The organism is Microbispora sp. NPDC046973, from assembly GCF_040644495.1.
In the GTDB taxonomy this organism is placed as follows: Bacteria; Actinomycetota; Actinomycetes; order Streptosporangiales; family Streptosporangiaceae; genus Microbispora.
Genome location: NZ_JBEYWQ010000026.1, coordinates 1 through 22,215, shown reverse-complemented (window position 1 = coordinate 22,215; position 22,215 = coordinate 1). Strand labels below are relative to the sequence as shown.

Genomic DNA, 22,215 nt, shown 5'->3' with positions numbered 1-22,215 from the left:
GTGAGGTGTGGACACCACTGTCGTGCTCACCAGCACCAACCCCTACGGGAGCCGCACACTGACGATCGAAGCCGACCGGACCTCCTCCGTAGCTTACCTTCGTGGCGCGAAGGGGATCGTCCACGGAGCGGTCTGGCTGGCCAACCACGTCCCCGCGCCCGCCGAGGCCGACGCCGGCCGGGCCGCCGCCGGGCTGCCGCCGGTGATGCCCGAGGCGCACACCGCGCACCCCTCCGGCCGGCCGCCCCTGGACGCGGAGTCACTGTCGGTGCTGTGGTTCGAGGAGGGCGACGGCGTCGCCCTGTACGAGAACGACACGCTCCTGGCGGTCATTCCGGCGTGGGCCGACATGGAGCGCGGCCTGCCCGGGTACGCGCGGGACGCCGTCGGGGAGTCGCCGTTCGCCTGGCCGCTCGGCGAGGCGCTGGAGGGCCTGTCCCCCCGGGTGGCCAAGGCGCGCGCCTACTGGCGGTGGCGGCAGGCGGAGGGCAGCTGGGCCACCTATCAGCAGTTCGTGCTCGGCCACCTCGACAGCAGGCTCGGGCCGCCCGGCCGCTATTGGGACGTCGGCGGCGACCGGTTCCCCCTGGTGGGCGTCAGCGAGCGCCCGCCCACGTTCACGCGGGACTACACCGTGCTGTCCACCGTCGGCATGAGCTGCCAGCGGATGCCCGCCGCGGAGATGTACGACACGGCGTGCCGGGTGGAACTCGCGCTGGCGACCAGGCAGGATCCGAGGGTCGCCGCACGACTGTTCGCCTGGTTGGGGCAGTATCCGTGGCGGTCGGTGACCTGGCTGGGGCACGGGCACACGGCCCGCTGGTTCCAGAACCCCGTCACGTTCCCGCTGGACGGCGGGCACCAGGGGGTGCTCATGTTGGTGGACCCGCCCGGGCTACCGGACATGTCGGGATTCGTGTTCGGCGGCGACGCCGTACGGTGGCTGTGGTTGCTCCCGCTCACCGAGTCCGAACTCCGCCTCGTGGCCGATCACGGCCATCGGGCGATCAGCGAGCGGCTGGCGATGACCAGCCGGATCTGACCGTGTGGGCGCCGGCCCGGGACGCGGAGAGGGCGGTCAGGCGACCGGGACCAGGAGCGTGAACAGCAGCCAGACGGGGACGAGCGTGAACAGCAGCGAGTCGAGGCGGTCCATGGCCCCGCCGTGCCCCGGCAGCAGCGTGCCCATGTCCTTGATGCCGATGTCACGCTTGATCACCGACTCGACCAGGTCGCCGAGCGTCGCGCACACGACTCCCGCCACGCCGACGACGGCGCCCTCCCAGTACTCGCCCTGCAGCAGGAAGTGGACCAGTAACGCGCCGCCCACGACGCAGGCGAGGGTGGACCCGGCGAAGCCCTCCCAGGTCTTCTTCGGGCTGATGAGCGGCGACATCCGGTGCCTGCCGAAGAAGATCCCGGCGAAGTATCCGCCGATGTCGCTGCAGACGGTGACCGCGATGAAGACGATCACGCGGTCCGGCCCGTCCTCGGGAGCCAGCAGCAACGGCACGAACCCCGCGAGCAGCGCCGGATAGACGGCGACGAACATCGCGGCGGTCGCGTCCCTGACGAAGCCTTCGGCGCCCTGGAACATGCGCCAGGTCAGCAGCACCATCACGGTCACGCCGAACGCGCCGACCAGGAACGACGTGCCGCCCCAGTAGGGCCCGAGCACCATGGCCGCCATGCCGGCCAGCAGGGGCGGCAGCGGCACCCGGATACCGAACCCGCCGAACGCCTTGACGATCTCGTGGATGCCGACGCCGACGGCCAGCAGGACCACGACGAGGAAGACGACCTTGACGGTGTAGAGCGAGCCGATGACCGCCGCGCCGAGCGCGACGCCGACCCCCACCGCGGCCGGGAGGTTGCGGCCCGTGCGGCCCGAGGGCTTCTTGGCGGCATTGCCGGGCGTGCCGCCCGGGGCGCCGCTGTCCGGGGCGCCGCTGTCCGGGGCGCCGCTGTCTGGGGCGCCGCTGCCCGCCGGGTCCGCGAGACCGTTCGGCGTCGCAGCCCGGCCGGCCCCGGTAGCGGACTCTGCGGCGGAACCGGTGCCGTGTCCGGTGACGCCGCTCTGACCGGCGTCACGGCCCGCGCCGGCACCGCCGAGGCCGTTGCGCGCGGACGCCTGACCGGCGCCGGTGCGGCCCCCCGGCTCGGGGCCGTGTCCGGCGCCGGAGGGGCCCGCCGGGCCCCCCGCCGGGTTCCGGTCGCCGGCGGCAGCAGTTCCGTCCACAGCGTCCCACTCTCTATATGCGCGTGATCCTTGCGCCGCCCCGTTCTCGCGGTGCGGCACAAGGATCACGGTCGTGCCGTACGGCCCGCTCTCCGGGCCGCGACGTCAGACCTCGAGCAGCTCGGCTTCCTTGTGCTTCAGCAGCTCGTCGATCTTCGCGACGTGCTTCTGGGTGAGGTCGTCGAGCTCCTTGACCGCACGATGAACCTCGTCCTCGCCGGCCTCGCCGTCCTTGACGAGCTTGTCGAGGACCTCCTTGGCGTGCCTGCGGATGTTCCGTACGGACACCCGGCCGTGCTCCGCCTTGTTGCGGGCGACCTTGATGTACTCCTTGCGGCGCTCCTCCGACAGCTCGGGGAACACCACGCGGATCACGGTGCCGTCGTTGCTCGGGTTGACGCCGAGGTCGCTGTCGCGGATGGCCCTCTCGACCGCGTTCAGCGAGCCCTTGTCGTACGGCTGCACGAGCACCATGCGCGCCTCGGGGACGTGGAACGACGCGAGCTGCTGGATCGGCGTCGGCGACCCGTAGTAGTCAACCGTGATTTTGTTGAACATCGAGGGCGTCACACGGCCGGTGCGGATGCTCGCGAAGTCGTCCTTGGCGACCGTCACCGCCTTGTCCATCTTCTCCTCGGCCTCGAGGAGGGTTTCGTCGATCACTGCGGCTCCCTACTTCCCTGCCGGACTCACCAGCGTGCCGATCTTCTCACCACGGACCGCCCGGAGGATGTTGCCCTCGCCCATGAGATCGAAGACCACGATGGGCAGGCCGTTGTCCATGCACAGGCTGATCGCGGTGGCGTCCATGACCCCGAGGCCCCGCGTCAGCACCTCACCGTAATCAAGCTGGTCGAATCGGACCGCGTCGGGGTTCTTGCGCGGGTCCGAGTCGTACACGCCGTCGACTTGGGTGCCCTTGAGCAACGCCTCGGCGCCGATCTCCAGTGCGCGCTGCGCGGCGCAGGTGTCGGTCGAGAAGAACGGCGAGCCGAGCCCCGCGCCGAAGATGACCACGCGGCCCTTCTCCAGGTGCCGGATCGCGCGGCGCGGCAGGAACGGCTCGGCCACCTGCTGCATCGTGATCGCGGTCTGCACGCGGGTGTCGATGCCGCGCTTCTCCAGGAAGTCCTGCAGGGCGAGACAGTTGATGACGGTCCCGAGCATGCCCATGTAGTCGGCCCGGGCGCGGTCCATGCCGCCCTGCGACAGGGCGGCGCCGCGGAACATGTTGCCGCCGCCGACGACGACCGCCACCTGCACGCCCTCACGGACCGCTTCGGCGACCGAGTCCGCCAGCTGGGCGACGACGCGCGGGTCGATCCCGAGGGACTCGCCGCCCGCGAACGCCTCACCCGACAGCTTCAGCATCACCCGCTTCCAGCGCAGCGGCCCGTCGTACGACGAAGCCGCCGGCGTGGCGGGTCTGGTGTTCTCCTGCACGGCGGCGGCCTCCTCGTATGTAGCGCGGGTCGAAAAGCTCCTGGCAGTAAGCCTAAGCCTGGCCGACCTTGTAGCGGGTGAAGCCCAGGACCTTGACGCCGGCCTCGTCCGCGAACTTCGCGATCGTCTTCTTGTTGTCCTTCACGAACGCCTGCTCCAGCAGGGTGAAGTCCTTGTACCAGCCGTTGACCCGACCGTCGACGATCTTCGGGATGGCGGCCTCGGGCTTGCCCTCCTCGCGGGTCATCTGCTCGAACAGCGACCGCTCCTTCTCGATGACCTCGGCGGGCACCTCGGCCGGGCTGAGGTACTTCGGCGCCATCGCGGCGGTGTGCTGGGCGATGTCCTTGGCGACCTCGGCGTTCGGCGTGTCGAGCTGCACGAGCACGCCCACGGCCGGCGGGAGCTGCGGGTCGGTCTTGTGCATGTAGGAGGTGATGAACCCACCCTCAAGCAGCGCGAACCGGCGAATCTCGATCTTCTCGCCGAGCGCCGCGTTGGCCTCGTCGAGCAGCTCCTTGACGGTCTTGCCGTTCAGCTCGGACTCGAGCAGGGTCGGCACGTCGGCGGGCTTGGTCGCGACGATGTGCGCCACGATGTCGGCGGCGAGCTCCTGGAAACGCTCGTTCTTGGCGACGAAGTCGGTCTCGCAGTTGAGCTCAAGCAGCGCCGCGAGGGAGTCGCCCTCGTGCTTGACGGCGACCAGGCCGTTCGACGCGGTGCGGGCCTCGCGCTTGCCGACGTCCTTGGCGCCCTTCAGGCGCAGGATGTCGACGGCCTTGTCGAAGTCACCCTCGGACTCCTCGAGCGCCTTCTTGCAGTCCATCATGCCGGCGGCGGTCAGCTCGCGAAGCCGCTTGACGTCGGCCATGTTTACGGAAGCCATTGTCCAATTTCCTCTTCGGGACCCGGATGCGAATCGTCTGGGGGGTGGGCACCCGTGCCGGGCGCCCACCCGGTGAAGCCCTCAGCGCGGCGGGCGAGCCCTACCGCACCGGAACCAGGTCGTTCCCTGGGAGATCCCCGCCGTCGCGGCCGGCCGGAGGCGCCGCGCCCGGCGGGGACCCGTGGTCGATCGTCAGGCCTGCTCGCCCTGCGCGGGCTGCTCGGCGGCCGGAGCCTCGGCGGTCTCAGCAGCCTCGGCGGTCTCGGCGGTCTCAGCAGCCGGGGCGGTCTCGGCGGCCGGAGCGGCCTCTCCGCCCTCGAGGAGCTCACGCTCCCACTCGGCCAGCGGCTCGGCGGCGGCGACGCCCGCGGGCTTCTCGTCACCGCGGCCGGCGCCCGCACGGGTCATGAGGCCGTCGGCGACGGCGTCGGCGATCACGCGAGTGAGAAGGCTGACGGCGCGGATGGCGTCGTCGTTGCCCGGGATCGGGTAGTCGACCTCGTCCGGGTCGCAGTTGGTGTCCAGGATCGCGACGACCGGGATGCCGAGCTTCTTGGCCTCGTTGATCGCGATGTGCTCCTTCTTGGTGTCCACGACCCAGACCGCGCTCGGGACGCGGGCCATGTCACGGATACCGCCGAGGGTGCGCTCCAGCTTCTCCTTCTCGCGGCGGCGCATCAGGAGCTCCTTCTTGGTGAGCCCGGAGCCGGCCACGTTGTCGAAGTCGAGCTCCTCGAGCTCCTTCAGCCGCTGGAGCCGCTTGTGCACGGTGGAGAAGTTGGTGAGCATGCCGCCCAGCCAGCGCTGGTTCACGTACGGCATGCCGACGCGCGACGCCTGCTCGACGATCGACTCCTGCGCCTGCTTCTTCGTGCCGATGAACATGATGGTGCCGCCGTGCGCGACGGTCTCCTTCACGAAGTCGTAGGCACGGTCGATGAACGACAGCGACTTCTGCAGGTCGATGATGTAGATGCCGTTGCGCTCGGTGAAGATGAAGCGCTTCATCTTCGGGTTCCACCGGCGGGTCTGGTGGCCGAAGTGGACGCCGCTCTCCAGCAGCTGCCGCATGGTGACGACAGGGGCCATGGTGATGGTCCTCCATGGTCGTGTGCCCTCGGGCACGGTCTCGGTTGGTCACGCGGGCGTCTTGCCCGCGCCCTGACGCCCCGGGCCGCTTTCACCGGACGCGGTCCGGACCGAGAAGGCGGCTCGTGAATGGGCGTGCGAATTCGGCCTGCCTAGCAGGCCGTCGAACAGTCTACCCGGATCCGCCCCTTCAGTTGACCCTTGCCGGATCAGCACGCCGCCACACCACCAGCGGCCCCGGGGGCCACCCCGGTCTTCCGGAACCACCTCGCACACGCCCTCGTGCCCGCGCATCACGCCACCCGAAGCGAGCGCCGGCCGGGGAACTGTACGCCGGGCCTGGACGGGCGTCGATTGCCGTCAGGAAGCCCATGCCGCGGGGTGCTCCCCCTGCCGGGGCGGCGGGCTCGTCCAGTGGGGCCGCGTCCCGTCGATGGCGCCGGGCGGGGTCACATAGGTGAGCGTGCCGAAGGGGCTGTCCATCGTCGCCAGCAGATCCTCCACCCGAGGCTGCCCCACTCCCGCCCCGTCGATCCTGCCGAGATCGTCGAGCCACGCCGCGGTCCTCGCCAGCGACACCTCCACGTGCCAGGAGCCGCCTTCGGCCCCGCGCCGGAGCAGCGCGGCGACCGCGCCGAACGCGGCCAGGTAGCCGGTGGCGTGATCGAGAGCCTGCGCGGGCAGCGGGCACGGTCGCAGGCCGTCGCCGTTCTCGTGGGCGATCCCGCAGGCCATCTGGACGAGACTGTCGAATCCCCTTCTCGAGGCCCACGGCCCGCGCGTGCCGTACGCGGAGATGTCGACGCAGACGATGCCGGGCCGCAGGGCGGCGAGGTCGTCCGGCCCGAAGCCCCTGGCTCTCAGGGCCCCGGGCCGGTACGCCTGGATGACCACGTCGGCCTGGCGGACCAGCTCCCGCAGCTTGTCCGCCTCGGAACGCAGGTCGATGTGGCACGACCGCTTGCCGAACGCCGTCTCCACCACGAGCCCCGGCACCTCGGGCAGGTGTGCGGCGCCCACACGCAGCACGTCCGCGCCGTGCGCCGCGAGCGCCCGCGCGGCCACCGGCCCGGCGATCACTCGGGTCAGGTCGAGCACCCGCACCCCGTCGAGCGGCCGCTCCCTCCCGGGCGGGGGCCTCCGGCCGTCCCGATCAGCCCGAGGGTCCTCATCGGGTAGCCGGGAGACGCCGACGAGAGGAAGGCCGGCCAGCGCCCGCGCCTGGGGGTGCGCGAGCCACTCGGCCCTGCTCCGCATCGCCGCCGCACAGCCGCCCTCGCCGATCACCGCCTCCTCGATCTCCGCCGCCGTACGGCCGGCGCACGCCCTGCCGGCATCCTCCTTGCCCGACCCGGGCGACAGCCCGAGCGCGCGCACGGCGGCGTCACGGTGGTGGTCGAAGTTGCAGTGGAGCCGGACCCAGCCGTCCGAGGTGCGGTAGTCACCCGACAGCGCGGCCCAGACGTCCATGGCCTTCCCGTCGGCGCGGAAATGCCTCTCGCTCTGGAAGGCCACGGCGGCGTGCCGGACATCGATCGTCACGTCCGGATCGCCGAGCGTGCCGCGAGTCGGCTGCCGGCCGCCGGGCCCTTCCTCGTCGCTCTCCGCAGTGCGGGCGGCGTAGGCCGCGACGGCGGCGGTCAGGGCGCCGGCCGAGGCCGCGGCCATCGTGCCGAGGGGGAAGACGGACGGCAGGACGGGGTCCTCTCCGACGACCCGGACCGCGGGCAGGGTGACCCCGACGCCCGCACCCAGTTCTTCGATCAGTTTCGCGGTCACTGCCGACTCCTCGCTGCCGATGCCCTGCGGCGCCCGATGCCCAGCGGCGTGCTCCGTAACGGCGGAGCCGCCTCCCGGGAACCGGGCAAGTATCCATGCCGGTCGCAGTTTGCCCGCGTCCGCCCTCCCGCTTCCGCTCCCGGCCGCGGCTGTGGACGACGAGGGGCTTGTCACCAGACCCACCTGCGATTTCCTCCGCCCGTCCACAGGCGTCGAATCGCTCGGCGGGCTTTTCCACAGAAAGAGGTTCGGTGACACGGGCCGGGGGCCGCTTCGGGGAGTGTCTGCGCCGGAGGTGGTCCCATGGCGGCGAAGGATCGGCTGGGCAGACAGGGTGAACAACTCGCCGTGACCTTTCTCACGGCGAAGGGCATGGACATACTCGACCGCAACTGGCGCTGCGCGGAGGGCGAGGTCGACATCGTCGCCCGTGACGGCGACGCGCTGGTGATCGTCGAGGTGAAGACCCGCTCCGGGCGCAGTCACGGCAGCGCGTTCGAGGCGGTGACCGGTGAGAAGCTGCTGCGCCTGCGGACGCTGGCCGTCCGATGGCTGGCCATGCACACGGAGCGTTTCGGCACCATACGGATCGACGTGATCGCGATCGAGCGGTTCGCCGGCGACTTTGCGCTCAGGCACGAACGCGGGGTGGTCTGAGATGCCCGTCGCCCGGACCCATTGCGTCTGCCTCCTGGGCGTGACCGGACGCCTCGTGGAGGTCGAGGCCGATGTGGGCCCCGGCATCGCCGGAACGCACTTCATCGGGCTCCTCGACACCGCGATCAGCGAGGCCCGGGGGCGCGTGAGGTCCGCGCTGATCAACAGCAGGTTTGCCTGGCCCGACGCGCGGGTCACCGTGAGCCTGTTCCCGGCCAGCTTGCCCAAGCGGGGCTCGATCTTCGATCTGGCCATCGCGATCGCGGTGCTCGGCGCGGCCGGCGCGGTGCCCGCGCAGCGGATCGCGGCACCGATGTTCCTCGGCGAGCTCGGCCTCGACGGGCGGGTCAGGCCGATCAGAGGCGTGCTGCCGGCCGCGCTCGCCGCCGCGGAGGCGGGGGTGCGCACGGTCGTGGTGCCCGCGCTCAACGCCGCCGAGGCCGCTCTCGTGCCCGATCTCACCGTGGTTCCCGTCGCCACTCTCGGCGAGTTGGTGGGGTGGCTGCGCTCCGGCGACCTGCACCGGCTTCCGGTGGTGGACGACGCCGCCTCGCTCTCGCAGGACGCCGAGCACGCGGGGCAAGCCGGGCACGCTGAACGCACCGAGCAAGGCGAGCCCGCCCGGCAGGGCGGACACGCCGAGTATGTCGGGCACAGCCAGCAGGGCGGGCACGGCGAGGACGCGTCGCGTCCGGCAGGGCCCTACGGCGGCGACCGGGGCACGCCAGGGCCGGACCTGTGCGACGTGGCCGGGCAGCCGATAGGCCGCAAGGCGCTCGAGGTGTGCGCGGCCGGAGGGCACAACCTCTGGATGCTGGGCCCGCCGGGGAGCGGCAAGACCATGCTCGCCGAGCGCCTGCCGACCCTCCTGCCGCCGCTCGACCAGGAGAAGGCCCTGGAGGTGTCGGCCATCCACTCGGTGGCGGGAACGCTGCCGCCGGGGCGCCCGCTGCTCACCAGGCCCCCGTTCATGGCCCCGCATCACAGCGCCACCATGGCGGCCGTCGTGGGCGGTGGGAGCGGAGGCGTCGTACGGCCCGGAGCGGTGTCGCTCGCGCACCGAGGCGTGCTCTTTCTCGACGAGGCGCCGGAGTTCGCGACCACCGTGCTCGACTCCCTGCGGCAACCGCTCGAGTCGGGCACGGTGACCATCGCGCGGGCTGTCGGCGCGGTCACGTTCCCCGCCCGTTTCATGCTGGTCCTGGCGGCCAATCCGTGTCCGTGCGGCCTGCAGGGGACGATCGGCCACCCCTGCAAGTGCACCCCCGCGGGCCGGCGCCGCTATCTCGACCGGCTCTCCGGACCGCTGCTGGATCGCGTCGACATGAAGGTGAAGATCGGCCGGGCCACCCGCGCCGAGTTGCTCGCGGACCGGCACTTCGTGGAGACCAGCGCGACCGTGGCCGGACGGGTGCGGCTGGCGCGCGAGCGGGCCGCCAGACGGTTGGCCGGCACCCCCTGGCGTACCAACGCGGAGGTGTCGTCATCCGCGTTGCACCGTGACTTCCGCCTGCCCGACGCCGCCATGGCCCCGCTCCATCGGGGTCTCGACGTGGGCACGCTCAGCGCACGCGGCCTGGATCGCGTGCTCCGCGTCTCCTGGACGCTCGCGGATCTCGCCTGCAAGGACCGTCCGGGCCAGGCCGAGACGTCGGCGGCCCTCGCACTGTGGCTTGGAGTGGATTGATGGAAACGACCGAGTTCTCCACCCCCGGTGACGCGCCCGCCGGTGAGGCCGTCTCACAGGCAGCGGACGCCTCTGGCCACGCCGGGGACGCCGGTGGCGCGGCCGGTCCCGGAAGGGCGGAACGGCTGGCCCGCGCGGCGATCATGCGGATGGCCGAGGCAGGCGACGCGGTGATGGGCCGGTTGATCGCCCGCTTCGGCCCGCTGGGCGCCATGGAGCAGGCGAGACGCGGCGTGCTCGATCCTGGCTTCGCGCGTGATGAGAAGGACCGCGCCGAGGCTTCCAGACGCCACCTGGATCTCGGCCGGCATGCGGCCGCCTGGGCCGCCCGCTACACCGACCCGGCAGACGACCTGGCGCAAGGCATGCGGCGGGGAGCGCGGCTCCTTGTTCCGGGTGACGTCGAATGGCCCACCCAGCTCGACGACCTCGCAGACGCACGGCCGTTCGGACTGTGGGTGGACGGACGGGCGAACCTGCGCTTCTCCTGTCTGCGCTCGGTCTCGGTCGTCGGGGCCAGGGCCGCGACCGCGTACGGCACGACCGTGGCGGCCGAGTTCGCCATGAGTCTCGGCGGCCGTGGATGGACGGTGATCAGCGGTGGCGCCTACGGGATCGACGGCGCCGCCCACCGGGGCGCGCTGGCATCCGGGACGCCGACGGTCGTCGTGCTCGCCTGCGGGACGGACGTGTGCTATCCCAGCGCGCACGAGGACCTGTTCCGCGCCGTGCGCCGGCAGGGCGTGGTGATCAGTGAGTGGCCGCCGGGCGCGCACCCCACCCGGCTGCGCTTCCTCATCCGCAATCGGGTGATCGCCGCCCTGTCCCGAGGGACCGTCGTCGTGCAGGCGGCCGCGCGCAGCGGTGCGCTCAACACGGCCACTCATGCCTGGGGCCTCAACCGGCATCTGATGGCCGTGCCCGGTCCCATCACCACGGAGGTCTCCACGGGCTGCCACGTCCTGATCCGTCAGGGCAAGGCCGTCTGCGTCACCACGGCCGAGGAGATCGTCGAGTTGGTCGGCTCCATCGGTGACGACCTCGCGCCGGAGCAACGCGGGCCCGTGCGGCCTCGTGACGGGCTGAACGACGAGACCAGACGCGTGCTCGAAGCGATCCCCGCACGCGGCGCCACAGGTCCCGCCGCGATCGCCGTCGCCGCCGGTGTGGACATCGGGACAGCACTCGCCTGCCTCGGCGCTCTGGCCGCCGCGGGGTTCGTCGAGAACGTGGACCGAGGGTGGCGGCTGCGGCCTGCCGCACGCCGATGATCGGGCCTCGCGCGTCATCATGGCCTACATGGCACGGCCGGCACCGCGCGCCGGTTCGGCCAGCGTCCCGGATGGGTCCGGTGGATAGCATGCGGATCATGGCCGTGTCTTCCGCCTCCTCCCCTGCGGGCTCCCGGGGCAGATGCGCTCATGCGCATCGGACGCCGCCGAACGGGCAATGACAGGCTGCGGTGAGACACGGCGCAACGGAACAGGGCGCACCCGCATCGAGCCGGAGGCGAGGGGGAAGGGACGACGTCGTGGCAGCGGGCGAAAGGCAGGCAACCGGGGAGTTCGACGCCGTCCTTGAGCAGTTCGAGCGGCATCTGCGCCTCGAGCGGGACCTGTCGCCGCATACGCTGAGGGCGTATCTCGGAGACGTTTCCGCGCTGTTCGCGCACATGAAGGCCGCCGGGCACGACGACGTGTCCGCTCTTGACGTCACCGTCCTGCGTGACTGGCTGGGGGACCAGCACCAGGCCGGACGATCGAGGGCGACGCTGGCCCGTCGTTCCGCCTGCGCCCGGGTCTTCACCGCCTTCTGCCACCGGCGAGGATGGCTGGCGAGCGACCCCGGGCTGCTCCTCGGCACGGCGAAGGCCGAACGCCGGCTGCCGAAGGTGCTGGACCAGACCGAGGCCGAGGCCGTCCTGTCCACGCAGGGGCCAGGCGACGTCAGGGACCTGCGTGATCGGGCGATGCTGGAGCTGCTGTACGCCACCGGCATGCGGGTGAGCGAGTTGTGCGGCCTCGACGTGGACGACGTGGACCGGGACCGCCGGACGGTCCGCGTGCTGGGCAAGGGACGCAAGGAGCGGACTGTTCCCTTCGGGCTGCCCGCCCTGCATGCCCTCGACGCGTGGTGCGTGCGGGGCAGGCCCCTGTGGATTCGCGAAGGAAGCGGCCCCGCGCTCTTCCTCGGTGTCCGTGGAGGCCGGATCGACCAGGGCACCGTCCGGCGTGTCGTGCACGCCCGTCTGGCCCAGGTCGAGGGAACCCCCGACATGGGCCCGCACGGGCTGCGCCACACCGCCGCCACCCACCTACTCGAGGGCGGGGCCGACCTGCGATCCGTGCAGGAGATGCTCGGGCACGCATCCTTGGCCACCACGCAGATCTACACGCACGTGTCCATCGAACGGCTGCGGGCCGCCTACCGCCAGGCCCACCCCCGCGCCTGAGCACCGGACCCCGGCAGTACACCCGAGCACCACGCCCTGACACCAGGCCCTGACACCACGCCCTCACACCACGCGCGGGCACCACACCCGAGCACCACGCCCTGGCACCACACTCGGGCACCGGGCCTGAACATCACACCAGGGACACCCCGTCTGGCCCCTGCCTGGGCGCCGCGGACGCGCCCCGTTCGTCGGCCTCGCCAGAACCAGGGGCCGGGGGCACGAGCCTCTCGGTCATCATGACGCCCGGCGGGCCACGTCTGCTGTCCGGCGGGCCGCCCCTGCTGTCCAGCGGGGCAGGAGGCGGACCTGACCTCGGCCGAACAGGAGGAGCGGGTCCAGGTAGAGACGTCCCCGCAGGAGTCCCCAATGCAGGCAGGAGGCGGCGCAGTGGGCGACGGCCTCCTCCTCGACGACGCCGATGACCTGACCGGCCGCGACGACGTCACCAGGCCGGACCAGGGCTCGGACCGGCAGGTAGGTGGTGCGCAGGCCGCCGGGATGCGAGATCGTCACGACCCCCCGGCCTGCGACCCGCTCCGCCAGGCCGACGATTCCCGGTCCCGCGGCCATGACCTTCTCGCCGGGCCCCGCGGCCAGGTCCACGCCCCGGTGGCCGGCGAGCCACCGCTGCGGGGGCGGATCGAAGCGCCTCATCGGGCGTGCGGGCCCGGAAAGCGGCCACCGCCAGCCGGACGCCTCCCCGTGCGGCCCCGTCGGGTCCGGCTCGCGCGGCCCCACCCGCCGCACGGCCACACCAGAGTGAGCGGTCCCACGAGAGCGGGCTGTCCCCGCCGGTCCGGGGTCCTCGGCCCGGTCCGGCCCCGTCGGCGGTCCGGCTGGCGGCAGGGGAAACCGAGCCGGTCCGGCCGTCCTGGCGCCCGGAGACCGGGGTGCGCTCGCCGGCCACGGATCCGCGGGCCGGGATGCCCTCGCCGGCAACGCGTTCGCGGACCGGCGGGCCAGGACCCTCACGGCCCCCGGCGCCCTCGCCGTCGCGGCCGCGTACGGCCCTATAGGGCCTGTGGCGGCCACGGGCCGTATGGCGCCGGTTGTCGTGGGAGCCGCGGTCAGCAGGACCAGTACGAGCACGTACGCGACGAGACGCATGCCACGAGGATGCGCCCCGAAGGCTCGCGCCCAGCGACCGAACGGCGTTCTGTGGACAGGCCGCGCACGATCAGCTCGAGAAGCCCTCCTTGGGCATCTCGAGGTCGGGCTTGGCCAGTTCCTCGACGTTGACGTCCTTGAACGTCACCACCCGCACGTTCTTCACGAAGCGGGCCGGGCGGTACATGTCCCAGACCCAGGCGTCCTGCATCTTCACGTCGAAGAAGACATCGCCGTTCTCGGCCGTGCGGACGTCGAGATCGACGGAGTTGGTGAGATAGAAGCGCCGCTCGGTCTCGACCACGTAGGTGAACAGGCCGACCACGTCGCGGTACTCCCGGTAGAGCTGCAGCTCCATCTCGGTCTCGTACTTTTCGAGATCTTCCGCGCTCATCCCGGTCCTCCTCTTCCGCTCCCCGTCGGGATTCCACTGTCGAGGCCGACCCGTTCAGACGACACCGGTCCCAACCTCATTCTCGCGCATGTCCTCATCCTGCCCCGTCCACAGGCCCCCGGCCGGGATCCTTGTCCCACGAGTCACCCTGGCCACCGTCACGAACGAGAACCGATGGTGGGGGCACGGCCCATGCCGCGCCAGAGCCCGCCGATGGCCGGGGGTCACGTAGCCCTTGTGAAGCGCGAAGCCGTACTGCGGGTAGGCCTCGTCGAGGCCGTGCATCAGCCGGTCCCTCGTCACCTTCGCCACGATCGAGGCCGCCGCCACGCACGCGGCGACCTGGTCGCCCTTCCACACCGCCAGCGACGGCGCGGGCAGCCCGGCCACCGGGAAGCCGTCCACGAGGACGTAACCGGGGACGAGCCCCAGCCCGGCGACGGCCCGCCGCATCCCCGCGACGTTGCACTTGTGCAGGCCGCGCGAGTCGATCTCCTCGGGAGGGATCACGACCACGCTCACGGCCCGGGCCGTCGCCGTGATCCGCTCGTAGAGGCGCTCGCGTACGGCCTCGGTCAGCAGCTTGGAGTCGCTCAGCCCGTCGATCTCCCGCCCCAGCACGACCGCGGCGACGACCAGCGGCCCGGCGCAGGCGCCGCGACCGGCCTCGTCCACCCCGGCGACCGGCGTGAACCCCCGCCGGGCCAGGGCCCGCTCGTAGCCGTAGAGTCCGGAGTCCCGTCGTACGACACTCGGGCGCGGGCGATAGGCAGTTGTCATGACGACAAGCAGATTACGCCCCATTCGGGACCAGCGATACGGCCGGAAGCACCGCCGAGGGCAAAGCCGCAGGTGAGATCAGCGTACGACGGAGAAAGTGTCGGGCCGGGACAGGAACGAGATCCGGTTCAACGGCCAGTAGCGCAGGAACGCCCGCCCGGTGACGTCGTCCTCGGAGATCGTGCCCTGGTGCCCGTCTTCGATGTTGTAGCGCGAGTCCGCCGAGTTGTTCCGGTGGTCGCCCATCAGCCACAGCCGGCCCTGGGGGACCTTGACGTCGAACTCGATGCTGGAGGGCTCGGCCCCGGGGTAGAGGTACTTGCCCTCCTCGTCCAGCGGCGTCCCGTTCACGGTGATGCGGTGCTTGGCGTCGCAGCACTTCACGTGGTCGCCGCCGACGCCGATCACCCGCTTGATCGTGTCCTCGCCGTCCCAGCCCTTGAAGACCACGATGTCGCCGCGCTCCACCGGCCCGAGCTTGTACGCGAGCTTGTTGACCACCACGTAGTCGTCGACCAGGAGCGTGTTCTGCATCGACTCGGACGGGATGTAGAACGACTGCAGCAGGAAGGTGTGGACCAGCAGGGCGACGACGACCCCGCCGAGCGTGTACATGAGGGTCTCCACAAGGCCGGAGCCCTTCTTCTTCGCGGGCCGGTCCTTCTTCCCGCCGTCGGTCCGCTCGTCCTCGGCCGCCTCGCCCCCAGCGGCCGGTTCCTCCGGTTCCGCCGATTCCTCCGGGACGCCGTCGGCGGACCCGACCGGCCCGGCGGTGCCTAAGCGACGCTCGTCGGACTCTCCCACGGCTGCCTCCTCCGGCTCTGTCTCGTCCTACCGTCGTCTCACCAGCCGCCGGCGCAGGGCCACCAGCGGCACGGCCCCCGCGAAGCCCGCGACGAACGGCGCGGCCCCGAGGGCCGCCTGGAGCGCCGGCTGCGCGAACGTCTCCGGAATCGGCAGGATCTTGGCCCGGTTGAACGGCCAGACGATGACGAACGCGCGGCCGATCACCTTGTCGGCGGGGATGGTGCCGCCGCCAGGGTCGCCCATGTGCAGGCGGGAGTCCCAGGACACCGAGCGGTGGTCGCCCATCACCCACAGGCGGTCCGGCGGGACGGTGACCTCGAACTCGCGCCCGGACGGCTCGTCGCCGGGATACAGGTACGACTTCTCGTTCAGCGGCACGCCGTTCACCGTGACCCGGCCCTGCTTGTCACAGCATTTGACCTTGTCGCCCGGCACGCCGATGACCCGCTTGATGTAGTCCTTCTCCCCCGGCACGACCCCGAACGCGGTGCCGAGCCAGCGCAGCCCGGCCGCGATGGGATTGGACGGCTCCTCGAGCTTCACCTCGGGGTCCCAGGAGTCCACGCCGGAGAACACCACGATGTCGCCGCGCTCGATGTCGCGTACGTGGTAGACCAGCTTGTTCACCAGCACCCGGTCGTTGATGAGGAGGGTGTCCTCCATCGACTCCGACGGGATGTAGAACGCCTGGACAACGAAAGACTTGATCAGCAGGGCCAGAGCGAGGGCGACGACGATCAGGACGGGCAACTCCCGCCAGAACGAGCCTTTCTTCTTCCCGTCCTCGGCGTTCTGCTTGACGTCTTCGGCGACCACGTCCACCCCGTCCTCGGCTGGGCGGCGCGTGCCCGGCCCCTGTCCCTCGCTAGCCATCGCTGCTGAGCCTAGATGATGTCCGCGACGGCGAGCGCCGGGGACACCGCATCACCGGCAAAAAGAAAGTGGCCCGCGCCTGAGGCACGGACCACGATCTTCAAGGCCTTACTTGCCGGCCGGCTGCGCCTCGCGCTTCTCGCGGATGCGGGCGGCCTTTCCGCGCAGGTCACGCATGTAGTACAGCTTGGCCCGGCGGACGTCGCCGCGGGTGACCACGTTGATCTTCTCGATGACGGGGCTGTGAACCGGGAAGGTGCGCTCGACGCCGACGCCGTAGCTGACCTTGCGGACCGTGAACGTCTCACGGATGCCACCGCCCTGGCGGCGCAGGACGAAGCCCTTGAACACCTGGATGCGGGACCGGTTGCCCTCGACGACGCGGACGTGGACCTCCAGCGTGTCACCCGGGCGGAAGGCCGGTACGTCGCTGCGAAGGGCAGCCTTCTCGATCTCCTGGATCTGCGTGTGCATGGCGGCGGTTCCTCATTGACATGGGCACGCGGAGGTCCACCCGGCCGGCCCGAGGGCCCGGCGACGAGGGGGACACGCATGCTTGGCTTGATACGTCTTGTCTGCCGCGTTCAGCCGGGCGCACCCGGTCACGACGAAGTAGGCAGCAGCGATTCAGTCTGCCATATCTTCCGACTCCGCGCGAAACCCGGGGGGAAACCCGGTGCGAGCCGCGGCGGCGGCACGGCGCTCCTCGAGACGTTCCTCGAACTCCTCGATGACGCGCCGGTCGTGCGTGTCGAGGCCGTCCCGGTCGAGCCTGGCGACCAGTTCCGGTCTCCGGTCCAGCGTACGGCGCAGCGCCTCGTCGCGCCGCCAGCGGGCGATCCTGCCGTGATGACCCGACAGCAGGACCTCCGGCACCTCGTGCCCCCGCCACACGGGCGGCTTGGTGTAGACGGGGCCTTCCAGCAGGTTGGCCATGGCCCCCGGCGCGAAGGAGTCGTCGGCGACGGAGCGCGCGTTGCCGAGGACCCCCGGCAGCAGCCTCCCCACGGCCTCGACCATCACCAGGACGGCCGCCTCTCCCCCGGCTAAGACGTAGTCGCCGATGCTCACCTCGTCGGCGCGCAGACGCTCGCCGTACTCGGCGACGACACGGGAGTCGATCCCCTCGTAGCGCGCCGGGGCGAACAGCAGCCACGGCTCCTCGGCGTACTCCAGCGCCACTTCCTGGGTGAACGGCCGGCCGCTCGGCGTGGGGACGATCAGCCGGGGCAGCGCGTCCGCACCGAAGGCGGCCTGCCCGTCCTCGATCACCGCGTCGACGGCCTCGCCCCAGACCTCCGGCTTCATCACCATGCCGGGACCCCCGCCGTACGGCGTGTCGTCCACGGTCTTGTGGACGTCGTGCGTCCAGTCGCGGAGCTGGTGGAGGTGGATGTCGAGGATGCCGCGCTCGCGGGCCTTGCCCATGAGGGAGACGTCGAGCGGGGCGAAGTACTCCGGGAAGATCGAGATGATGTCGACGCGCATCTGCGGCCCCTACTCCGCCTCTTCGGCGTCGAGCAGGCCGGGCGGGGCGTCGACGACGAGGATCCCCTTGCCGAGGTCGATCTCGGGCACGAGCGCCTTGACGAACGGGACGTACGCCTCGTCGCGGGAGGGACGGGTCACCACGAGCAGGTCCTGTCCGTGGTGGAGGACGTCGCTGACCTCGCCGACCCGCTCGCCCTCGGTGGTGACCACCGTCAGGCCGATCAGCTCGTGGTCGTGGAACTCGTCGGGGTCCTCGATCGGCGGCAGGTCCGCGGAGTCCACGACGAGCAGCGTGCCGCGCAGCGCCTCCGCGGCGTCCCTGCCCTCCACGCCGGCCAGGGTCAGCAGCAGGATTCCCTTGTGCCACCGGGCCCGCTCCACCGTCAGCGGACCGGCCGGCGCCGGGTCGGTGGCCAGCGTCACCCCCGGAGCGAAGCGCAGATCGGGCTCGTCGGTGCGCACCTCGACCGTGACCTCGCCCCGCACGCCGTGCGGGCGGCCGATCCTGCCCACGACTAGCTGCACTTGTCGCCTACCTCCGCTACCGCTTCAACGCGGCTTCTCCGTGCCGGTTCGAGCGCCACCGCTCGAACCGGTCCTGTCACCGCGCCTGGAACTACTGCGAACCTTGGAACTACTGCGAACCGCCTGGAAGAGGCCGGTTCCGAGCCGGAAAACACGCCGGGGGACCCCTGTGCGGGGTCCCCCGGACGCGTCGTTCGGCTCAGCGCGCCTCTTCCAGGTCGACCAGGTCGATCCGCACGTACTTGCCGTTCGACAACGCGTTGACGACGGTGCGCAACGCCTTGGCCGTACGGCCGCCGCGGCCGATGACCTTGCCGAGGTCGTCGGGATGGACCCGGACCTCGAGAACGCGCCCGGTGCGGATGCGCCGCGCGCGGACCCGGACGTCGTCCGGATGCTCGACGATGCCCTTGACCAGGTGCTCGAGGGCCTCCTCGAGCACCTCAGGCCTCGCCTTCCGGCTTCTCCTCCGCGGCCGGGGCCTCGGCGGTCTCTTCGGCCTTCACGGGCTTCTTGGCCTTCTTCGGCGTGGTGGCGGCGGCGCCGGTGTCACCCGAGAGCGACTCCTTGGCTGCGGCCTCGTACGCCGCGTGCCGGTCGGGCTTGGGCTCGGCGACCTGGAGCGGCGTGGCGGGGGCGGGCTCGCCCTTGAACTGCTGCCAGTCGCCGGTCAGCTTGAAGATCTTCAGGACCGGGTCGGTCGGCTGCGCGCCGACGCCCAGCCAGTACTGCACCCGCTCGGAGTTCACCTCAATGCGCGAGGGGTTCTCCTTCGGGTGGTACAGGCCGATCTCCTCGATGGCACGGCCGTCCCGCTTGCTCCGGGCGTCGGCGACGACGATGCGGTACTGCGGGTTGCGGATCATCCCGAGCCGCTTGAGCTTGATCTTGACTGCCACGGGTGTGGTCTCTCCTGCATTAGAGCGTGGGTGAGCGGTGTCTCATCGAGTGGGGCACGACGGGAGCCCGCCCGAGGGACAGGCGCGACCGGCGGGGGTGAGAGGGCACCCGCCTAGTCACGATGTTCCAGCCTGACATTCTGCCAGATGATTCCGCATGCTCCGCAAAGGACGGTTCGACCGCCGCCCTGATTTCGGCACGGATGCGCCCATGCCTCCGGAACGGGCATGCGAACTGATCGCACCTGCGGGCCGTCCAACGGTCATGCGAGTAGCGAACAAGACCCTCACGGCCGGAGCGGCGGCCCTCGCCCTGCTGGCCGCCGGCTGCGGCACGGGCGCCACGCCCACCGCCGCCGCTCCCCCGGCCGGGACGACGACCCCGCACACGACGACGATCACGCACACCAGGACCACGACCACGCCCGCCGCGGACAGGGGACGGGCCACCGCCGCGGCGGCCGCGTCCGCCCGGTACGGCGCCGCGGCGCGGACCATGTCCACACGAAGCACGGCCACACGAAGCACGGGCGCCGCCCCCGAGCGGTGCCGTACGACCGGCTTGCGGGCCCGGGTGGGACGGCAGGACCCGGCGGCGGGCAACCGCTACGCGCCGCTCGTGCTGACCAACACCTCGGCCAAGACCTGCTGGGTGTACGGCTTCGTCGGGCTCGTCCTCATCGACGGCCGGGGCGACGTGCTGCGTACGCGCACCCGCCGCGAGAGCGTCACCCCGCACCGGGTCACGCTGCGGCCCGGGGCGAGCGCCCACGCCCGGCTCCACTGGACCGTGGTGCCGAGCGGGCACGAGACCCGGTGTCCCGCCTCGGCGCGGCTGATGATCATTCCGCCGGACGAGGTGGCGCACCTGGAGGTCCCGTTCACCGCGACGGTGTGCGACGACGGCAGGATCGACGCCAGGCCGATGGCCCCGGGCGCCGGCCTCTGAGGACGCCGCACGAGCCTCCGACACCCGTGCGAGGACACCTGCGCAAGGCCGCCTCCACGGGCCTGAGACCGATCCGCCCGCCCGCCGAGAACCGGCGAGCGGGCGGGCGATCCGGTGCGTCAGTTCTGGCCGGGCAGCTTCAGCTTCGACGGGTCGAAGCCGGGCGGCAGCTCCAGGCCGGGAGGCAGCTGGCCGCCGCCGAGGTTGCCGAGCAAGCCCTTGGGCAGCTTCGGAGCGTCCGAGGACGCGGCGTTCGCGCCGGCCTTGCCGAGCGCGGCCTTGCGCGGGTCGCCGCTGACACGGCGCCCCTTCTTGGGCTTCTGCGCCTTCTGCTTGCGCCCGCCGGGCATGCCCGGGATGCCCATGCCCTGGGTCATCCGCTTCATCATCTTCTGCGCCTCGAAGAAGCGGACCACCAGGTTGTTCACCTCGGTGACCGTCACGCCCGAGCCCCTGGCGATACGCGCCCGGCGCGAGCCGTTGATGATCTTCGGGTCCTGCCGCTCGCCGGGCGTCATGGAGCGGATGATCGCCGCGATGCGGTCCAGGTCGCGGTCGTCGACCTGGTTGAGCTGCTCGCGCATCTGCCCCATGCCGGGCATCATGCCGAGCAGGTTCTTGATGGGCCCCATGCGGCGCACCATCATCATCTGCTCGAGGAAGTCCTCCAGCGTGAAGCCGTCCCCGGAGACGAGCTTGCCCGCCATCTTGGCGGCTTCCTGCTCGTCGAACGTCTTCTGCGCCTGCTCGATCAGGGTGAGGATGTCACCCATGTCGAGGATGCGGCCCGCCATCCGGTCGGGGTGGAAGGCGTCGAAGTCCTCGAGCTTCTCACCGGTGCTGGCGAACATGATCGGCCGGCCGGTGACGTGCCGCACCGACAGGGCGGCGCCGCCTCGGGCGTCGCCGTCGAGCTTGGTCAGCACCACGCCGTCGAAGCCGACGCCGTCCATGAACGCGCGAGCCGTGCTCACGGCGTCCTGGCCGATCATGGCGTCGAGCACGAACAGGACCTCGTCGGGGGTGACCGCGTCGCGGATGTCGGCGGCCTGCTTCATCAGCTCCTGGTCGATGCCGAGGCGGCCGGCGGTGTCGACGATGACCACGTCGTGCTGCTGGCGGCGCGCGTGGTCCACCGACTGCCGGGCCACCGCGACCGGGTCGCCCACGCCGTTGCCCGGCTCGGGGGCGTACACCGCCACCCCGGCCCGCTCGGCCATGACGGCGAGCTGCTGCACCGCGTTGGGCCGCTGCAGGTCGCAGGCGACCAGCAGCGGGGCGTGCCCCTGGTCGCGCAGCCACTTGGCGAGCTTGCCGGCCAGGGTCGTCTTACCGGAACCCTGGAGACCGGCCAGCATGATGACGGTCGGCGGGGTCTTGGCGTAGCGCAGCCGCCGTGTCTCGCCGCCCAGCACCTCGATGAGCTCGTCGTTGACGATCTTCACGACCTGCTGCGCGGGGTTGAGCGCCTGGGAGACCTCGGCGCCGCGGGCCCGCTCCTTGACCCGGGCCACGAAGTCCTTCACGACCGGCAGCGCGACGTCCGCCTCGAGCAGCGCGATGCGGATCTCGCGGCAGGTCGCGTCGATGTCGGCGTCGGAAAGCCTGCCTTTGGACCGAAGGGAGGAGAAGACCGAAGTCAGCCGGTCGGAAAGCGTCTCGAACACGTGTTTGGCCAGCCTCGAAGCGAGTGGACGGGTCGGTGAACCATCAGTCTCCCCAGACTATCCGCCCGCACGCCCTTCACGCCCGTGCCGCCGGAGCGAGATCGCCGGTCCGGCCCGTTCCGTCCTCACCGGAGCGCGCTCACGTGGGACGTCAGCGCGTGTTCGACGAGCGTGATCAGGGTGCTCTTGACCGATTCGCGGTCGCGGGCGTCGGTGCGGACGATCGGGACCCGGGGCGACAACGTCAGGGCCTCGCGCAGTTCGTCCTCCCCGTGGGTGTACTGCCCGTCGAAGCCGTTCACGCCGACGACGAAGGGCAGCCGCGCCTCCTCGAAGTAGTCCACCGCGGGGAAACTGTCGGCCAGCCGCCGGGTGTCGACCAGCACCACCGCGCCGATCGCCCCCCGCACCAAGTCATCCCACATGAACCAGAACCGATGCTGACCCGGCGTACCGAACAGATACAAAATCAGATCCCGGTCCAGCGA

24 protein-coding genes are annotated in these 22,215 nt (G+C 71.3%); 6 read left to right on the top strand and 18 right to left on the bottom strand.

All coding sequences use genetic code 11. The annotated features are described in order from the left end of the window. Positions 1–7: 7 nt before the first annotated feature. Positions 8–1,042, top strand: coding sequence for a suppressor of fused domain protein (locus tag ABZ860_RS33705; protein ID WP_357228075.1), 1,035 nt, complete (start codon positions 8–10; stop codon positions 1,040–1,042). A 36-nt stretch (positions 1,043–1,078) separates the two neighbouring features. Here the strand turns inward: ABZ860_RS33705 and ABZ860_RS33700 are convergent, their stop codons facing one another. The 6 genes from ABZ860_RS33700 to ABZ860_RS33675 all read right to left on the bottom strand — a co-directional run bounded on the left by ABZ860_RS33700 (position 1,079) and on the right by ABZ860_RS33675 (position 7,436). After that, positions 1,079–2,239: a phosphatidate cytidylyltransferase gene (locus tag ABZ860_RS33700; RefSeq protein WP_357228073.1), complete on the bottom strand. Its 1,161-nt coding sequence runs from the start codon at positions 2,237–2,239 to the stop codon at positions 1,079–1,081. A gap of 105 nt (positions 2,240–2,344) precedes the next feature. Then, positions 2,345–2,902: a ribosome recycling factor gene (frr, locus tag ABZ860_RS33695; protein WP_357228070.1), complete on the bottom strand. Its 558-nt coding sequence runs from the start codon at positions 2,900–2,902 to the stop codon at positions 2,345–2,347. A 9-nt stretch (positions 2,903–2,911) separates the two neighbouring features. Continuing rightward, on the bottom strand, positions 2,912–3,682 hold the full coding sequence (gene pyrH, locus ABZ860_RS33690; protein ID WP_030511713.1) for a UMP kinase: 771 nt from the start codon (positions 3,680–3,682) through the stop codon (positions 2,912–2,914). 52 nt (positions 3,683–3,734) lie between these two features. Beyond that, the gene (gene tsf, locus ABZ860_RS33685; protein ID WP_357228067.1) at positions 3,735–4,568 is read right to left on the bottom strand and encodes a translation elongation factor Ts; all 834 of its coding nucleotides are present in this window, start codon (positions 4,566–4,568) and stop codon (positions 3,735–3,737) included. A 192-nt stretch (positions 4,569–4,760) separates the two neighbouring features. Continuing rightward, on the bottom strand, positions 4,761–5,657 hold the full coding sequence (gene rpsB / locus ABZ860_RS33680) for a 30S ribosomal protein S2 (RefSeq protein WP_357228065.1): 897 nt from the start codon (positions 5,655–5,657) through the stop codon (positions 4,761–4,763). A 360-nt stretch (positions 5,658–6,017) separates the two neighbouring features. Then, positions 6,018–7,436, bottom strand: coding sequence for a CoA transferase (locus ABZ860_RS33675; protein WP_357228062.1), 1,419 nt, complete (start codon positions 7,434–7,436; stop codon positions 6,018–6,020). A gap of 303 nt (positions 7,437–7,739) precedes the next feature. Here ABZ860_RS33675 and ABZ860_RS33670 point away from each other — a divergent pair, with 303 nt between their 5' ends. The 4 genes from ABZ860_RS33670 to ABZ860_RS33655 all read left to right on the top strand — a co-directional run bounded on the left by ABZ860_RS33670 (position 7,740) and on the right by ABZ860_RS33655 (position 12,232). Then, positions 7,740–8,093, top strand: coding sequence for a YraN family protein (locus ABZ860_RS33670; protein WP_357228059.1), 354 nt, complete (start codon positions 7,740–7,742; stop codon positions 8,091–8,093). A gap of 1 nt (position 8,094) precedes the next feature. Further along, complete coding sequence (locus tag ABZ860_RS33665) at positions 8,095–9,780, top strand: YifB family Mg chelatase-like AAA ATPase (RefSeq protein ID WP_357228057.1); 1,686 nt, start codon at positions 8,095–8,097, stop codon at positions 9,778–9,780. Then, positions 9,780–11,051, top strand: coding sequence for a DNA-processing protein DprA (dprA, locus tag ABZ860_RS33660; protein WP_357228054.1), 1,272 nt, complete (start codon positions 9,780–9,782; stop codon positions 11,049–11,051). Before ABZ860_RS33665 ends, dprA begins: the two co-directional genes overlap by 1 nt. Before the next feature lie 260 nt (positions 11,052–11,311). Continuing rightward, positions 11,312–12,232, top strand: a complete 921-nt coding sequence (locus ABZ860_RS33655; protein WP_357228051.1) for a tyrosine recombinase XerC — start codon at positions 11,312–11,314, stop codon at positions 12,230–12,232. Positions 12,233–12,469: 237 nt separating this feature from the next. Here ABZ860_RS33655 and ABZ860_RS33650 read toward each other — a convergent pair whose 3' ends face one another. From ABZ860_RS33650 to rpsP, 10 genes are all read right to left on the bottom strand, one after another. After that, entirely contained in the window at positions 12,470–12,889 is a 420-nt protein-coding gene (locus ABZ860_RS33650) for a M23 family metallopeptidase (protein WP_357228049.1), read from the bottom strand. 523 nt (positions 12,890–13,412) lie between these two features. Next, positions 13,413–13,736 (bottom strand): DUF2469 domain-containing protein, encoded by a 324-nt coding sequence (locus ABZ860_RS33645; protein WP_030511723.1) that lies wholly within the window; start codon positions 13,734–13,736, stop codon positions 13,413–13,415. Between the two features lie 54 nt (positions 13,737–13,790). Further along, positions 13,791–14,516 carry a ribonuclease HII gene (locus tag ABZ860_RS33640; RefSeq protein WP_357228047.1) on the bottom strand — a complete coding sequence of 242 codons (726 nt, stop codon included), beginning with the start codon at positions 14,514–14,516 and terminating at the stop codon, positions 13,791–13,793. Between the two features lie 78 nt (positions 14,517–14,594). Next, on the bottom strand, positions 14,595–15,320 hold the full coding sequence (gene lepB / locus ABZ860_RS33635) for a signal peptidase I (protein WP_357228045.1): 726 nt from the start codon (positions 15,318–15,320) through the stop codon (positions 14,595–14,597). A 27-nt stretch (positions 15,321–15,347) separates the two neighbouring features. Beyond that, on the bottom strand, positions 15,348–16,196 hold the full coding sequence (gene lepB, locus ABZ860_RS33630; protein WP_357228043.1) for a signal peptidase I: 849 nt from the start codon (positions 16,194–16,196) through the stop codon (positions 15,348–15,350). Between the two features lie 108 nt (positions 16,197–16,304). Then, complete coding sequence (rplS, locus tag ABZ860_RS33625; RefSeq protein ID WP_142560240.1) at positions 16,305–16,670, bottom strand: 50S ribosomal protein L19; 366 nt, start codon at positions 16,668–16,670, stop codon at positions 16,305–16,307. 153 nt (positions 16,671–16,823) lie between these two features. Then, on the bottom strand, positions 16,824–17,684 hold the full coding sequence (gene trmD, locus ABZ860_RS33620; protein WP_357228040.1) for a tRNA (guanosine(37)-N1)-methyltransferase TrmD: 861 nt from the start codon (positions 17,682–17,684) through the stop codon (positions 16,824–16,826). Positions 17,685–17,693: 9 nt separating this feature from the next. Further along, entirely contained in the window at positions 17,694–18,212 is a 519-nt protein-coding gene (gene rimM, locus ABZ860_RS33615; RefSeq protein WP_357228037.1) for a ribosome maturation factor RimM, read from the bottom strand. Positions 18,213–18,411: 199 nt separating this feature from the next. Then, on the bottom strand, positions 18,412–18,654 hold the full coding sequence (locus ABZ860_RS33610) for an RNA-binding protein (RefSeq protein ID WP_079320659.1): 243 nt from the start codon (positions 18,652–18,654) through the stop codon (positions 18,412–18,414). 1 nt (position 18,655) lies between these two features. Next, complete coding sequence (gene rpsP, locus ABZ860_RS33605) at positions 18,656–19,111, bottom strand: 30S ribosomal protein S16 (protein ID WP_357228035.1); 456 nt, start codon at positions 19,109–19,111, stop codon at positions 18,656–18,658. Positions 19,112–19,376: 265 nt separating this feature from the next. On the opposite strand from rpsP, the gene ABZ860_RS33600 reads away from it, so the two are divergent. Beyond that, positions 19,377–20,060, top strand: a complete 684-nt coding sequence (locus tag ABZ860_RS33600; RefSeq protein ID WP_357228033.1) for a DUF4232 domain-containing protein — start codon at positions 19,377–19,379, stop codon at positions 20,058–20,060. A gap of 119 nt (positions 20,061–20,179) precedes the next feature. Here the strand turns inward: ABZ860_RS33600 and ffh are convergent, their stop codons facing one another. Together ffh and ABZ860_RS33590 are read right to left on the bottom strand one after the other, a co-directional pair. Beyond that, entirely contained in the window at positions 20,180–21,727 is a 1,548-nt protein-coding gene (gene ffh, locus ABZ860_RS33595) for a signal recognition particle protein (protein ID WP_357228031.1), read from the bottom strand. 125 nt (positions 21,728–21,852) lie between these two features. Then, a partial coding sequence (locus tag ABZ860_RS33590; protein WP_357228028.1) for an ATP/GTP-binding protein occupies positions 21,853–22,215 on the bottom strand: 363 nt, incomplete at its 5' end.

What these genes read in the sequence shown, in the direction of transcription:
- dprA (WP_357228054.1), top strand. Translation starts at nt 9,780, where the DNA reads ATGGAAACGACCGAGTTCTCCACCCCCGGTGACGCGCCCGCCGGTGAG.
- ABZ860_RS33645 (WP_030511723.1), bottom strand. Translation starts at nt 13,736, where the DNA reads ATGAGCGCGGAAGATCTCGAAAAGTACGAGACCGAGATGGAGCTGCAG.
- rplS (WP_142560240.1), bottom strand. Translation starts at nt 16,670, where the DNA reads ATGCACACGCAGATCCAGGAGATCGAGAAGGCTGCCCTTCGCAGCGAC.
- trmD (WP_357228040.1), bottom strand. Translation starts at nt 17,684, where the DNA reads ATGCGCGTCGACATCATCTCGATCTTCCCGGAGTACTTCGCCCCGCTC.
- ABZ860_RS33665 (WP_357228057.1), top strand. Translation starts at nt 8,095, where the DNA reads ATGCCCGTCGCCCGGACCCATTGCGTCTGCCTCCTGGGCGTGACCGGA.
- lepB (WP_357228043.1), bottom strand. Translation starts at nt 16,196, where the DNA reads ATGGCTAGCGAGGGACAGGGGCCGGGCACGCGCCGCCCAGCCGAGGAC.
- tsf (WP_357228067.1), bottom strand. Translation starts at nt 4,568, where the DNA reads ATGGCTTCCGTAAACATGGCCGACGTCAAGCGGCTTCGCGAGCTGACC.
- ABZ860_RS33670 (WP_357228059.1), top strand. Translation starts at nt 7,740, where the DNA reads ATGGCGGCGAAGGATCGGCTGGGCAGACAGGGTGAACAACTCGCCGTG.
- rpsB (WP_357228065.1), bottom strand. Translation starts at nt 5,657, where the DNA reads ATGGCCCCTGTCGTCACCATGCGGCAGCTGCTGGAGAGCGGCGTCCAC.
- ABZ860_RS33600 (WP_357228033.1), top strand. Translation starts at nt 19,377, where the DNA reads ATGCGAGTAGCGAACAAGACCCTCACGGCCGGAGCGGCGGCCCTCGCC.
- ABZ860_RS33640 (WP_357228047.1), bottom strand. Translation starts at nt 14,516, where the DNA reads ATGACAACTGCCTATCGCCCGCGCCCGAGTGTCGTACGACGGGACTCC.
- ABZ860_RS33650 (WP_357228049.1), bottom strand. Translation starts at nt 12,889, where the DNA reads ATGAGGCGCTTCGATCCGCCCCCGCAGCGGTGGCTCGCCGGCCACCGG.